This is a genomic window from Streptomyces sp. NPDC097640, from assembly GCF_040302705.1.
Taxonomy (GTDB): domain Bacteria; phylum Actinomycetota; class Actinomycetes; order Streptomycetales; family Streptomycetaceae; genus Streptomyces.
In genome coordinates this window covers 310,764-323,788 of sequence record NZ_JBEOSB010000008.1, presented here as the reverse complement: position 1 = coordinate 323,788, position 13,025 = coordinate 310,764, and the positions used below count along the sequence as shown (strand labels likewise).

Below are 13,025 nucleotides of genomic sequence, written 5' to 3'. Positions count from 1 at the left end.
AGTAGTTTCTCGTTCGCATGAACCATTGCTGAAACCCTCCGGTCCTGGATGACGCAGCCCGGTGTCAGATTCCCTTTTCCAGCTGATGCCGGGCACGTCGCCAAGGCTAAATCCAGGGAGGGTGACGGAGAAGGCAACAATCAGGCCAGCATGTCCGTATGTCGACGTTTCCCCTGCGGACATCATGATGTAAGGACCAGGATCTCGCGAGCGCCCCGAACCGGCCGGAAGTCCCGGCGCTTCGCCCTATCAAACGTGGTTCCGCGGTGGATATGTGCCCGGTCGCGCCCGGGGTGGCCGGTCCGCTGTGGGGGGCGGTTCGGGCGAGCGGGTCCGGCACGGCGGGCGCGGACGTACCGGCGCCGTCCGCGCGCCGGTGACCAGTGGTAACAGGGCACCGCGGACAAAGCGCCGACGCTCCGGTCCGGTGTCGCGATCCGCCCCTTGGTTCATCGGCCCGGTTCGGCGGCGGCGCGGAAGCACGCCCCCATGAGTGGACGCGCCGTGCCGGACGCTGCCCGCTTTCCGTCGATCCCTGACCGAAAGCGGATCCGGGACGACCGTTTTCGACCCGCCTGCCCTCGGCCCGCCTGCCGTCGTTCCCGGCTCCTTGTTCGCTCTGAGCGATCAGCCACCGCCGCGCCGATTGCCCGGCCGAGGGAAGTCGGCCACCCGTGAACCGCCGCCCCTCCGGGGAGCGATAGAGGGGCGTGAAACTGTTCCGCCCCATGGGGCCAGACCGAAGCGACGGGGAGTTGCTGCGCGCCGTCGCGCGGGGGGACTCACAGGCGCTCGCCACGCTCTACGACCGGCACGCGGGCTGGCTGCACGCGCGGCTCACGCGCCGCTGCCAGGACCCCGAGACCGTACGGGAGGTCCTTCAGGACACGTTCGTGGCGGCCTGGCGCACAGCCGGCGCGCACCGCGGGCGCGAGGCGGGCGGCTGGCTGTGGACCATCGCGGCCCGGCGGCTCGTCGACGCCCAGCGCGCAGCCAGCCGCGCCGCCGAGGCCCAGGCCGCCCACGCCCGCCACCAGCCCGACGCGGCCCGCGCCACGGCGCCCTCCGCGGAGGAGCGGGCGCTCGACGCGCTGGAGTACGGCGACGTCGGCGCCGCCCTCGACCGGCTCTCCCCCGAGCTGCGCGCCGTCCTGCGCGCCACGGTCGTCGACGGGCTCACCACGCGCGAGGCGGCACAGCTCCTCGGCATCCCCGAAGGCACCGTCAAGACCCGCGCCCAGCGCGCCCGAAGAGAACTCCGCGCCGCCCTCACCCAGCTGCGCACCACACCCCCGCACCTCCTGGACGCCCTCGGAGGCACCGCATGACGCCCCGGCGACTGATCAAGCGCGGCGGCCCCGCCACCGCCTGGCACGTGACGCCCGCCCACGCGGCGTCCTACGCCGACGGCTCGCTGCCGGAGACCGACGCGTGGTCGGTCGAGAAACACGTCGAGTCCTGCACGGCCTGCGCGGAGCGCGTCTCGGCGGCTGTCCGCACGGGCGCGGCGGCCCCCGCGCTGGCCGAGATCCGCACGGCGGTGCTGGCCTTCGCGGCGCCGGACGCGGCACCGGACGCGGAAGCGTCCCCCGCCGGGCGGCTCGGGGTGGTCCGGGGGTCCCGGGTGTGGATGGCGTGGGCCGCGGGGCCCGCGCTGTGGGGGCCCTGGCTGGTCGCGCTGGTGGTGACGGGCCTGGTCGCGGCCGGGGCCGCGCGGGCCGCCGGGGTCTCCGGGGTGCGGCCGCTCCTGCTGGCGCTCGCGCCCGTACTACCGTCCGCCGGGGTGGCCGTCTCGTACGGGCGGCACGCCGACCCGATGCACGAGCTGACCGCGTCCACGCCGTCCGGCGGGCTGCGGCTGCTGCTGACCCGTACGGCGGCCGTGCTCGCCGTGTCCGTGCCGCTGCTGACCCTCGCCGGGCTGCTGCTGCCCGCCGCCGCCGGAGCGCCCGCCGCCTCGGCCTGGCTGCTGCCGGGGCTCGCGCTCACGCTCGCCGCGCTCGCCCTCGCCTCGTACGTCGGCTGCCGGATCGCCACCCTGGCGGTCGGCGCGGGCTGGCTGCTGGCGGTCGGCGCCCCGGCGCTGCTCGCGGGCCCGGTCCAGGGCGAGCGCGGCTCGCTCGCCGACGCCCTGACCCACTCCCTCACCGCCGTACTCTCCGGCCCCGCCGCCCAGAGCGGCTGGGCAGCCGCGGCGGCCGTCTGCGCGGGGCTGCTGGCCCTGCGCCGCACCTCCTTCGACCACCTGGAGCGCATGTGAACAGCCCCGTCCCCGTCCATTCCGTCTCCGTCTCCGTCTCCGTCTCCGTCTCCGTCCATGGGTTGACGGTCCGGCACCGCAGGACCACCGCCCTCGACGCCGTCGACCTCGCCTTCGGCCCCGGCGTCCACGGCCTGCTCGGCCCCAACGGCGCGGGCAAGACCTCCCTGATCCGCGTGCTCGCGACGGTCGCCGCGCCCACCTCCGGGCGGGTGGAGCTGCTCGGCGGCGACATCTCGGCGCCCGCGCACCGCACCGCCGTACGGCGCAGGCTCGGCTATCTGCCGCAGGAGTTCGGCTACTACCCGGGCTTCACGGTGCGCGAGTTCGTGGCCTACATGGCGTGGCTGAAGGAGATACCGCGGGCCGACGCCCCCGCCGCCGTGGAGCGCGCGGTCGCGCGGGTCGGGCTCGCCGACCGCATCGACGCGAAGGTCCGCACCCTGTCGGGCGGCATGGTGCGGCGCGTCGGCATCGCCCAGGCGATCGTCAACGACCCGCGGCTGCTGCTCCTCGACGAGCCGACGGCCGGTCTCGACCCGGAGCAGCGGGTGGACTTCCGGGCCCTGCTGCGAGAGCTGGGCCGCGACGCGACGGTGATCGTCTCCACCCATCTGGTCGAGGACGTCGCCGCGGCGTGCACGGAGGTCACGCTCATCGCGGCGGGCCGGGTGGCCTACCGGGGCACGCCGCAGACGCTGGCCGGGCTGGGCGCCGAGGCGGGGGCGGCGGACTTCGGCGACAACCCCATCGAGCGCGGCTACGCCGTGGCCCTGCGCCGCCAGCGGTCCGGCACGGAGACCACCGGATGGACGGTGACCCGATGAGCCGGACCACCACCATCCGCCCCCCGCGCACCGCGCGCCCCCTGCGCACCGAACTCCGCCGCGGCATCGGCCCGGCCACGGGCGCCGCGACGCTGGCCGCCCTGCTGCTCGCCATGTACGGGCGGGCCGACAGCTGGCTGACCGGCTGGACCGACACCACCGACATGCTGCGCTCGGCCGGGGTGCTGGTCGGCGCGCCGCTGGCGGCCGCGGCCGCGTGCTGGCAGGGCGGCCGGGAGCGGCGGCGCGGGACGGAGGAACTGCTGGCGACCGTGGCGCGCGGCCGCCTCCGGCGGACCCTGCTGACCGCGGCGCCCACCATCCTGTGGCCGGTGGTCGGGTATCTGCTCACGGCCGCCGTGTGCCTGGCGGCGACCTGGCGTTACGCGAGCGACGTCGGCGGCCCGTACCCGTCGATGATCGCGGCCGACGCGATGGCGATCGGCTCGCTCGCCGCGCTCGGGTTCATCGCCGGCCGGCTGGTGCCGTGGCGGCTGACCCCGCCCTTGGTGGCCTTCGTCGTCTTCGCCGTCGACCCCTTTGTCGCCAACCAGGACTCCCCCGTCGCCTGGCTGAGCCCCGGCAAGAACCACATCTTCTCCTGGGACCGACCGGTGTGGTGGTTCGGCCCGGCCTCGATGGTGTGGACGGCCGGGCTCGCGGCGGCTGCGCTGCTGGCGTACGCCGCCCGCCGCGGCGCCCGCGCCCTGGCGCTCGCGCCGCTGGCCGCCGCGGCCACCGCCGCCGTCCTGATCGTGCAGACGGGCGACGGCGTATGGCGCCCTGACCCGGCGAGCGCGGCGCTGGTCTGCGACGACGGGACGCCGCGCGTCTGCGCGTCGCGGGCGCACGACGGGATGCTGCCGGACGCGTCCGCGGCGCTGGCCGGGCTGTCGGCGAAGCTGCGCGGCGTGCCGAACGCCCCGACCCGCATCGTCGAGAGCCGGGGCGACCAGAACCGGGGGCCCCGCACCGACGCGGCGCTGTTCGGCTGGGACTACTACTTCCGGCGCAACCGGATCGTCGAGCCGGAGATGTTCGCGGCCAACGCCGCCCTCGGCGCGACGGCGCCGTCCTGCCCGGGCGTCTCGGACGAGGACCGCTACAGCGACCTCAGCCAGGCCGTGGCCGAATGGCTGGCGCCCATGCCCCGGCCCGAGCCGCCCGCCGGCCAGGACGCCCCGGCCTTCACCCGCGATCTGGAGAGGCTGAAAGCGATGCCCGACCGCGAGCGCACCCGCTGGCTCGGCACCTACTTCGCCGCGGCGCGCTCCTGCCGGCTGGAGCAGGTGACAGCGCCATGAGCCTGCCGCTGTACGCGCGCTCGCGCGCCCTGCCCACGACCGTCGCCGTCCTGGCCGCGGCCTGGCCCACCACCACCTGGCTCGCGGACTGGATCGTGGCGCACTCCGACCTCGGCCCCCGGGCCCGGCTGCCCGTCGTCGTCCTCGCGCCGGTGCTGGCCTCGGCCGCGATCGGGGCGAGCCTGTACACCCACAGCGAGGAGCTGGACCGGACCGCCGTACGCCCGTGGTGGCCGCGGCGCGCCTGCCAGCTGCTGCTGCTCACGGCGGTGGCTGCCGGGCTGCTCGCGGCCGCCGTCCCCGGCGACCCGGAGCTGTACGGGGCGCCCGCCATGGTCCGCAACCTCCTGGGCGCGGTGGGGGTCACCGCGCTGGCCGCCACGTTCATCGGGGCGCGGCTGAGCTGGCTGCCGATGCTGGTGCACACCAGCGCGGTCTACCTCGGCGCGCAGACCGGCCCGGAGGACCCCGGCCCGGTCTGGGCCTGGTCGGTCCAGTCCGGACCGCAGCCGGCGGCGTGGTGGACGACGGCCGTCCTCTTCGCCGCGGGCATCTGCCTCTACGCGCTGCGCGGCGCCCGCCCGGAGGGCCCCGGCTCGCGCCGCTGAGCGACCCGGCGGACCGCGGCCCGCCGGACCAGCGGCCAGCACAGGGCGCCGATCGCGAGGGCGAGCAGATGGCCCCAGTCGGTGAGCGGGTCGGTGAACTCCAGCAGGTCCACGACGAGGCCCAGCACGACCGCGCCGAGCACCGTCCAGCGCAGCCAGGGCCGCAGCAGCCCGGCGAGCGCGCCGGCGCACGCGAGCAGCCCGTAGCTGATGCCGTAGTCGAGGCGGCGCAGCGAGCTGTCGGGCAGCTGCCCGGCGGCGACCGAGGCGGCCACGAACAGCTCGGTCAGCAGGGTCGCCAGAACGTGCCCGAGCAGGAACACCCCGGCGGTCCGCAGCGCGCCCAGCCGCCGCTCCAGGGAGCTGAGCACGACGAGGAAGGCGAGGAGGTACGGCAGCCCGCCGACGAGCCAGGCCCCGCTGGCGACCAGCACCAGCACGGGCCGCTCGGCGAGGTTCGCGACATCGGTGCTGGAGTGGGCCAGCACGTCGCGCACGAGGTCCGGGTCCGCGAGCTGGGTGAAGATCCCGGTGGCGACCAGGAGCAGGGCGTAGCCGAACGTGAACGGGGTCCGTGAGGGGCTCGGCAGGAACCGCGCCCATCCCCCCGCTACCAGGGCCCGGTTCTCGGAACGGAGCTGTGGGGTGTCGGCGTCCGGGGCGGCCGGGCCGGCGTAACCGGCTTGGCCCGAGGAGGGGCCGGGGGAGGGAGCCGCGGCCGTACGGCGCGCGGCGGCGTGGCGGCAGCGCTTCGGCGGGCGCGCCGCCCGCCGTGGGTCACCGGCCGCGGTGTCGACCGCTCGCGTCCACGTCACACCGGGGTTCCTTCCTCGTACCGCCCCCGTCTCACGCACAACAACAAACGGTCCGCACCTCATGTCGCCTGAGCGCCGGTTGTGAAGCAGGCCACAGTGAGGCCGCAGCGAGGATCGCCGTCCCAGGGTCGGGCCCCGGTAGATTCGGCCGCATCCCGAGTTCACCCGGAAGGACCCGCCCCGTGTTCCCGCCGTACGACACCGCCGACGCCGACCGCCCCGTGACCCTCGACCGGCGCGAGGGCCCGTACGGCGAGGTGGTGCTGCGGCGGCGCGGCGGGGGCGGGACGGGTCCGGCCGGGGGCCCCGCCGCCCCGGCGCCGGTCTTCGAGATCATCGCGAACGGGTGCTTCCTGATGGACACCTCCGACGGCCGCTCCGAGCGGCTCCTGATCCGCGCCGCGCTGGACGCGCTGCCCGCCGGCCGGAGCGCGCCGGCGCTGCTGATCGGCGGCCTCGGCGTCGGGTTCTCGCTGGCCGAGGCGGCGGCCGAGCCGCGGTGGGGGCGGATCGCGGTGGTGGAGCGCGAGGAGGCGGTCGTCGACTGGCACCGCACCGGCCCGCTGGGGCGGATCTCCGCGGCCGCGCTCGCCGATCCGCGCACCGAGGTGATCCGGGCCGATCTGGTCGCCCATCTCCGTGCCGGCGAAGGGGCGGCGCCGTACGACGCCCTCTGCCTGGACATCGACAACGGCCCCGACTGGACGGTCACCGAGGGCAACGGCGGCCTCTACTCCCCCGCAGGTCTCGCCGCCTGCCGGGCCCGCCTCACCCCCGGCGGGGTCCTCGCCGTGTGGTCCGCCCAGCCCTCGTCCGCGTTCGAGGAGGCACTCCGGAATGCCGGGTTCGTAGGGGTGCGGACGGAAGAGATCAGTGTTGCCCGAGGTGTCCCGGACGTCGTTCACCTCGCGGTTCGAGGCGCGTAGCCGAGCCGCGTACGCTGCCTTTACGCTGCTTGCCAGCGCGCGCGGCCGGGCAATTGACCAGCCAGAGCCGCGGTTTCACGGAACAAGCAGGGGCGGGCGCATGGAGCAGACTCACAGCAGCCACAACGGGGCCGCCACGACCACCCCGGGGGCACAGCGCCGGGTGCTGGTCGTCGAGGACGACCCGACCATAGTGGACGCCATCGCGGCCCGGCTCCGCGCCGAGGGGTTCCAGGTGCAGACGGCCGGGGACGGCCCGGCGGCCGTCGACACGGCCGAGGCCTGGCAGCCTGACCTGCTCGTACTGGACGTGATGCTGCCCGGCTTCGACGGCCTGGAGGTCTGCCGCCGGGTGCAGGCCAGGCGGCCGGTGCCGGTGCTGATGCTCACCGCGCGGGACGACGAGACCGACATGCTGGTGGGCCTGGGGGTCGGCGCCGACGACTACATGACCAAGCCGTTCTCCATGCGCGAACTGGCCGCGCGGGTGCATGTGCTGCTCAGACGCGTCGAGCGGGCGGCGCTGGCCGCGCACACCCCGCGCAGCGGCATCCTGCGCCTGGGCGAGCTGGAGATCGACCACGCGCAGCGCCGGGTTCGGGTGCGCAACACGGATGTGCATCTCACCCCGACCGAGTTCGATCTGCTGGTCTGCCTGGCCAATACGCCGCGCGCGGTGCTCTCCCGCGAGCAGCTGCTCGCGGAGGTCTGGGACTGGGCTGACGCCTCGGGCACCCGCACCGTGGACAGCCATATCAAGGCGCTGCGCCGGAAGATCGGCGCGGAACGGATCCGTACGGTGCACGGCGTGGGATACGCCCTGGAGACCCCGGCGGCATGAGGCCATCCGGCCGCCGGACGGCCGTCTGGAGCCGCGGGCCCTGGCGCGAGACCTGGCGCGAGAGCTGGCGCGAGAGCTGGCTCGGGGTCTGTCGCAGGGTCTGGCGCGGGATCTGGCCGGAGACCCGGCGCGCCGCCTGGGCCCGCCACTGGGACCGTCTGTGGGAGGCGCTGAAGCCCTTCGACCCGTACCGGTCGGTCAAGGCCGCGCTCGGCGCGCTGGTCATCGGCTCGGTGATCATCACCACGCTGCTGGTGTTCGCGGCGATGCACTCCGACACCGAGCTGCGCATCATCACCATCTTCTCGATCATCGCCTCGCTGCTGATCACCCAGTTCGTGGCGCACGGCCTGACCGCCCCGCTGGACGAGATGACCGAGGTCACCCGGGCGATGGCGCACGGCGACTACACCCGGCGGGTGAGCGCGGCCGAGCGGCGCGACGAGTTCGGCGCCCTGGCCACCTCCTTCAACCGGATGGCCGCCGATCTCGAGGCGGTGGACACCCAGCGCAAGGAGATGGTCGCGAACGTCTCCCATGAGCTGCGCACCCCGATCGCGGCGCTGCGCGCGGTCCTGGAGAACGTGGTGGACGGGGTCTCGGAGGCCGACCCGGAGACGATGCGCGTCGCGCTGCGCCAGACCGAGCGGCTGGGCCGGCTGGTCGAACAGCTGCTCGACCTGTCGCGGCTGGACAAGGGTGTGGTGCCGCTGTACGCCCGGCGCTTCGAGGTCTGGCCGTATCTGGCCGGGATCCTCAAGGAGGCGGGCATGGCCAAGGGCGCGTACGGGGGCTCGGGCTCGCACACCCGCAAGGACGTCCACCTCAACCTGGACGTCTTCCCGTCCGACCTGTCCGCGCACGCCGACGTGGAGCGGCTGCACCAGGTCGTCGCCAATCTGATCGACAACGCCGTGAAGCACTCCCCGGCTCACGGCCGGGTGACGGTGCGGGCGCGGCGCGGCGAGGGCCCGGAGAGCCTGGAGCTGGAGGTGCTGGACGAGGGCCCGGGGATCCCGGAGGCCGAGCGGCACCGGGTCTTCGAGCGCTTCAACCGGGGCGGCCCGTCCGCGCAGGGCGGCGAGCCGGGGGCGCCGCGCGGGCCGGGGCAGGGCAGCGACGGCGGTACGGGGCTCGGTCTCGCCATCGCGCGGTGGGCGGTCGATCTGCACGGGGGCCGGATCGGCGTGGCCGAGTCCCCCCGCGGCTGCCGGATCAAGGTCAGCCTGCCGGGACGCGCCGATCTCTAGGGCGATCTCTAGTGCGAACCGCACCCCCACAGAGATCAAAATTGACGTAAAGTCGTCAACGAAGGCGCACAGACGTCGAGGGACGCGCACATCCGAGCGGGTGTGGGCGCTTTTCAGCGTTCCTGTCGCCGGTCCGAACCAGCGGTGATTCCCGCCACCTCAGGCCCCGAAACCAGCCGATCAATGTGACTTGCGCGACGATGACCAGTGCGGCCTGCACGTAAGGCCCTGAGAGGCGTAGCCTTTATTCCCGCTGTCCACCACCTTAGGAAGCGGAAGAGGGCGGTTGCCGCCGTGTCGCCACAGTCCCCCAACAGTTCGAGCGTCTCGACCGACCAGCAGGACGGTCAGGGGAGTAACCCTGCCGCCGCGTTCGGTCCCAACGAGTGGCTCGTCGACGAGATCTACCAGCAGTACCTCCAGGACCCGAACTCGGTCGACCGAGCCTGGTGGGACTTCTTCGCCGACTACAAGCCGGGCCAGGACACCACCTCTGCCGTGGCAGAGTCCGCAGCACCGCCGGGCCCGGCCGCCGCGGGGGCGGCCGGTACCGCTGCCGCGGCTCCGGCTCCGGTCCCGGCTCCGGCTCCGGCTCCGGTGAAGCCCGCCCCGGCCGCGCCGCCGGCCGCGAAGGCCCCGGCCGCCCCGGCCCCGGCGAAGCCCGCCGCGGCCGCCGCCGCGCCGGCCAAGGCTGCACCGGCCAAGGCCGCGCCCGCGAAGGCGGCCGAGCCGGCCGCCCCGTCGGCAGGCCCGGAGTACGTCACCCTGCGTGGCCCCTCCGCCGCCGTCGCGAAGAACATGAACGCCAGCCTCCAGCTGCCGACGGCCACCTCCGTGCGCGCCGTCCCGGTGAAGCTGCTGTTCGACAACCGCATCGTCATCAACAACCACCTCAAGCGCGCCCGCGGCGGCAAGGTGTCCTTCACGCACCTGATCGGCTACGCCATGGTGCAGGCGCTGAAGGCGATGCCCTCGATGAACTACTCGTTCACCGAGAAGGACGGCAAGCCGACCCTGGTCAAGCCCGAGCACATCAACCTCGGCCTCGCCATCGACCTGGTCAAGCCCAACGGCGACCGCCAGCTGGTCGTCGCGGCGATCAAGAAGGCCGAGACGCTCAACTTCTTCGAGTTCTGGCAGGCCTACGAGGACATCGTCCGCCGCGCCCGCGCGAACAAGCTGACGATGGAGGACTTCACCGGCGTCACGGCCTCCCTCACCAACCCGGGCGGCATCGGCACCGTGCACTCCGTGCCGCGGCTGATGCCCGGACAGGGCCTGATCATCGGCGTCGGCGCCATGGAGTACCCGGCCGAGTTCCAGGGCACGTCGCAGGACACCCTGAACAAGCTGGGCATCTCCAAGGTCATGACGCTGACCAGCACCTATGACCACCGGGTGATCCAGGGCGCCGCCTCCGGCGAGTTCCTGCGGATCATGAGCCAGCTGCTGCTCGGCGAGAACGACTTCTACGACGAGATCTTCAAGGCGCTGCGGATCCCGTACGAGCCGGTCCGCTGGCTGCGCGACATCGACGTCTCGCACGACGACGACGTCACCAAGGCCGCGCGCGTCTTCGACCTGATCCACTCCTACCGGGTCCGCGGCCACGTCATGGCCGACACCGACCCGCTGGAGTACCGCCAGCGCAAGCACCCCGACCTGGACATCATCGAGCACGGGCTCACCCTGTGGGACCTGGAGCGCGAATTCGCGGTCGGCGGCTTCGCCGGCAAGACGATGATGAACCTGCGCGACATCCTGGGCGTGCTGCGCGACTCGTACTGCCGCACCACCGGCATCGAGTTCATGCACATCCAGGACCCGAAGCAGCGCAAGTGGATCCAGGACCGCGTGGAGCGCCCGCACGCCAAGCCGGAGCGCGACGAGCAGCTGCGGATCCTGCGCCGGCTCAACGCGGCCGAGGCGTTCGAGACCTTCCTCCAGACCAAGTACGTCGGCCAGAAGCGCTTCTCGCTGGAGGGCGGCGAGTCCGTCATCCCGCTGCTCGACGCGGTGCTGGACGCGGCCGCCGAGTCGCGCCTGGACGAGGTCGTCATCGGCATGGCCCACCGCGGCCGCCTCAACGTCCTGGCGAACATCGTCGGCAAGTCGTACGCGCAGATCTTCCGCGAGTTCGAGGGCAACCTCGACCCGAAGTCGATGCACGGCTCCGGCGACGTCAAGTACCACCTGGGCGCCGAGGGCACCTTCACCGGCCTGGACGGCGAGCAGATCGCCGTCTCGCTGACCGCCAACCCCTCCCACCTGGAGGCGGTGGACCCGGTCCTGGAGGGCGTGGTCCGCGCCAAGCAGGACATCATCGGCAAGGCCGGCACCGACTTCACCGTCCTGCCCGTCGCCCTGCACGGCGACGCCGCCTTCGCGGGCCAGGGCGTGGTGGCCGAGACGCTGAACATGTCGCAGCTGCGCGGCTACCGCACCGGCGGCACCGTGCACATCGTCATCAACAACCAGGTCGGCTTCACCGCCGCCCCGGCCGCGTCCCGCTCCTCGATGTACGCCACCGACGTGGCGCGCATGATCGAGGCGCCGATCTTCCACGTGAACGGCGACGACCCGGAGGCCGTGGTCCGCGTCGCGCGGCTCGCCTTCGAGTTCCGCCAGGCGTTCAACAAGGACGTGGTGATCGACCTCATCTGCTACCGCCGCCGCGGTCACAACGAGACCGACAACCCCGGCTTCACCCAGCCGCTGATGTACGACCTGATCGACAAGAAGCGCTCGGTGCGCAAGCTCTACACCGAGTCCCTGATCGGTCGCGGCGACATCACCCTGGAAGAGGCCGAGCAGGCGCTCCAGGACTTCCAGGGCCAGCTGGAGAAGGTCTTCACCGAGGTCCGCGACGCCACCTCGCACCCGGCCCCGACCGCGGTCCCCGAGCCGCAGGCGGAGTTCCCGGTGGCGGTCACCACGGCCGTCAGCCAGGAGGTCGTCAAGCGGATCGCCGAGTCCCAGGTCAACATCCCCGACCGGATCACCGTCCACCCGCGGCTGTACCCGCAGCTCCAGCGGCGCGCGGCGATGATCGAGGACGACACGATCGACTGGGGCATGGGCGAGACCCTCGCCATCGGCTCCCTGCTGATGGAGGGCACCCCGGTCCGCCTGGCCGGCCAGGACTCCCGCCGCGGCACCTTCGGCCAGCGCCACGCGGTGCTGGTGGACCGGCAGACCGGCGAGGACCACACCCCGCTGCTCTACCTGTCCGAGGAGCAGGCCCGTTACAACGTCTACGACTCGCTGCTCAGCGAGTACGCGGCGATGGGCTTCGAGTACGGCTACTCGCTGGCCCGGCCGGACGCGCTGGTCATGTGGGAAGCCCAGTTCGGTGACTTCGTCAACGGTGCGCAGACGATCGTCGACGAGTTCATCTCCTCGGCCGAGCAGAAGTGGGGCCAGACCTCCGGCGTCACGCTGCTGCTCCCGCACGGCTACGAGGGCCAGGGCCCGGACCACTCCTCGGCCCGCATCGAGCGCTTCCTCCAGCTGTGCGCGCAGAACAACATGACGGTCGCCGCGCCGACGCTGCCGTCGAACTACTTCCACCTGCTGCGCTGGCAGGTCCACAACCCGCACCACAAGCCGCTGGTCGTCTTCACCCCGAAGTCGATGCTGCGTCTGAAGGCGGCGGCCTCCAAGACCGAGGAGTTCCTGAACGGCTCCTTCCGCCCGGTCATCGGCGACGAGACGGTCGACCCGGCCGCGGTCCGCAAGGTCGTCTTCTGCTCCGGCAAGGTCTACTACGACCTGGCCGCCGAGCAGAGCAAGCGCGGTGCGACGGACACGGCCATCATCCGGCTGGAGCGGCTGTACCCGCTGCCGGGCGCCGAGCTCCAGGCCGAGATCGCCAAGTACTCCGGCGTCCAGAAGTTCGTCTGGGCGCAGGAGGAGCCGGCGAACCAGGGTGCGTGGCCGTTCGTCGCGCTCAACCTGATCGACCACCTGGAGCTCTCGGTGGGCGCGGACCTGCCGGCCTCCGAGCGGCTCGTCCGGGTGTCCCGGCCGCATTCCTCGTCCCCGGCGGTGGGGTCGAACAAGCGGCACCAGGCGGAGCAGCAGGCGCTGGTCAACGAGGTCTTCGAGATCTGACCGGCCCTGAGGCTGTCAGCTGTAGCTGTACGGAAGGCCCGGTCCCCGCGCGATGCGGGGACCGGGCCTTCCGGCGTACGG

At 73.3% G+C, this 13,025-nt stretch carries 10 protein-coding genes; 9 read left to right on the top strand and 1 reads right to left on the bottom strand.

Annotation, left to right across the window (positions count from 1 at the left end; all coding sequences use genetic code 11):
• The first annotated feature begins 728 nt into the window (after nt 1-728).
• From ABTY62_RS15385 to ABTY62_RS15365, 5 genes are read left to right on the top strand one after another with little or no spacing between them, the layout of a single operon-like run.
• Nucleotides 729-1,328, top strand: coding sequence for an RNA polymerase sigma factor (locus ABTY62_RS15385; RefSeq protein WP_352129876.1), 600 nt, complete (start codon nt 729-731; stop codon nt 1,326-1,328).
• Entirely contained in the window at nt 1,325-2,260 is a 936-nt protein-coding gene (locus ABTY62_RS15380; RefSeq protein ID WP_352129875.1) for a zf-HC2 domain-containing protein, read from the top strand. The genes ABTY62_RS15385 and ABTY62_RS15380 overlap by 4 nt, the downstream gene beginning before the upstream one ends.
• The gene (locus ABTY62_RS15375) at nt 2,257-3,087 is read left to right on the top strand and encodes an ABC transporter ATP-binding protein (protein WP_352129874.1); all 831 of its coding nucleotides are present in this window, start codon (nt 2,257-2,259) and stop codon (nt 3,085-3,087) included. The genes ABTY62_RS15380 and ABTY62_RS15375 overlap by 4 nt, the downstream gene beginning before the upstream one ends.
• Entirely contained in the window at nt 3,084-4,391 is a 1,308-nt protein-coding gene (locus ABTY62_RS15370) for a hypothetical protein (RefSeq protein WP_352129873.1), read from the top strand. The genes ABTY62_RS15375 and ABTY62_RS15370 overlap by 4 nt, the downstream gene beginning before the upstream one ends.
• Entirely contained in the window at nt 4,388-4,999 is a 612-nt protein-coding gene (locus tag ABTY62_RS15365; protein ID WP_352129872.1) for a hypothetical protein, read from the top strand. The genes ABTY62_RS15370 and ABTY62_RS15365 overlap by 4 nt, the downstream gene beginning before the upstream one ends.
• Here the strand turns inward: ABTY62_RS15365 and ABTY62_RS15360 are convergent.
• Entirely contained in the window at nt 4,951-5,814 is an 864-nt protein-coding gene (locus tag ABTY62_RS15360) for a rhomboid-like protein (RefSeq protein ID WP_352129871.1), read from the bottom strand. The genes ABTY62_RS15365 and ABTY62_RS15360 overlap by 49 nt on opposite strands.
• A gap of 182 nt (nt 5,815-5,996) precedes the next feature.
• On the opposite strand from ABTY62_RS15360, the gene ABTY62_RS15355 reads away from it, so the two are divergent.
• The 4 genes from ABTY62_RS15355 to ABTY62_RS15340 all read left to right on the top strand — a co-directional run bounded on the left by ABTY62_RS15355 (nt 5,997) and on the right by ABTY62_RS15340 (nt 12,944).
• Nucleotides 5,997-6,740 carry a spermidine synthase family protein gene (locus ABTY62_RS15355; RefSeq protein WP_352129870.1) on the top strand — a complete coding sequence of 248 codons (744 nt, stop codon included), beginning with the start codon at nt 5,997-5,999 and terminating at the stop codon, nt 6,738-6,740.
• Between the two features lie 100 nt (nt 6,741-6,840).
• Nucleotides 6,841-7,581: a response regulator transcription factor gene (locus ABTY62_RS15350; protein ID WP_311728899.1), complete on the top strand. Its 741-nt coding sequence runs from the start codon at nt 6,841-6,843 to the stop codon at nt 7,579-7,581.
• Nucleotides 7,578-8,831, top strand: coding sequence for a sensor histidine kinase (locus ABTY62_RS15345; protein WP_352129869.1), 1,254 nt, complete (start codon nt 7,578-7,580; stop codon nt 8,829-8,831). The genes ABTY62_RS15350 and ABTY62_RS15345 overlap by 4 nt, the downstream gene beginning before the upstream one ends.
• Before the next feature lie 294 nt (nt 8,832-9,125).
• A complete protein-coding gene (locus tag ABTY62_RS15340; RefSeq protein ID WP_352129868.1) occupies nt 9,126-12,944 on the top strand; it encodes a multifunctional oxoglutarate decarboxylase/oxoglutarate dehydrogenase thiamine pyrophosphate-binding subunit/dihydrolipoyllysine-residue succinyltransferase subunit in 3,819 nt (1,272 codons plus the stop codon).
• The last annotated feature ends 81 nt before the right edge of the window (nt 12,945-13,025 follow it).

Bases quoted from the DNA above. Each gene is read 5' to 3' on its own strand.
- ABTY62_RS15385 (WP_352129876.1), top strand. From the start codon at position 729: ATGGGGCCAGACCGAAGCGACGGGGAGTTGCTGCGCGCCGTCGCGCGG.
- ABTY62_RS15380 (WP_352129875.1), top strand. From the start codon at position 1,325: ATGACGCCCCGGCGACTGATCAAGCGCGGCGGCCCCGCCACCGCCTGG.
- ABTY62_RS15370 (WP_352129873.1), top strand. From the start codon at position 3,084: ATGAGCCGGACCACCACCATCCGCCCCCCGCGCACCGCGCGCCCCCTG.
- ABTY62_RS15365 (WP_352129872.1), top strand. From the start codon at position 4,388: ATGAGCCTGCCGCTGTACGCGCGCTCGCGCGCCCTGCCCACGACCGTC.
- ABTY62_RS15350 (WP_311728899.1), top strand. From the start codon at position 6,841: ATGGAGCAGACTCACAGCAGCCACAACGGGGCCGCCACGACCACCCCG.
- ABTY62_RS15345 (WP_352129869.1), top strand. From the start codon at position 7,578: ATGAGGCCATCCGGCCGCCGGACGGCCGTCTGGAGCCGCGGGCCCTGG.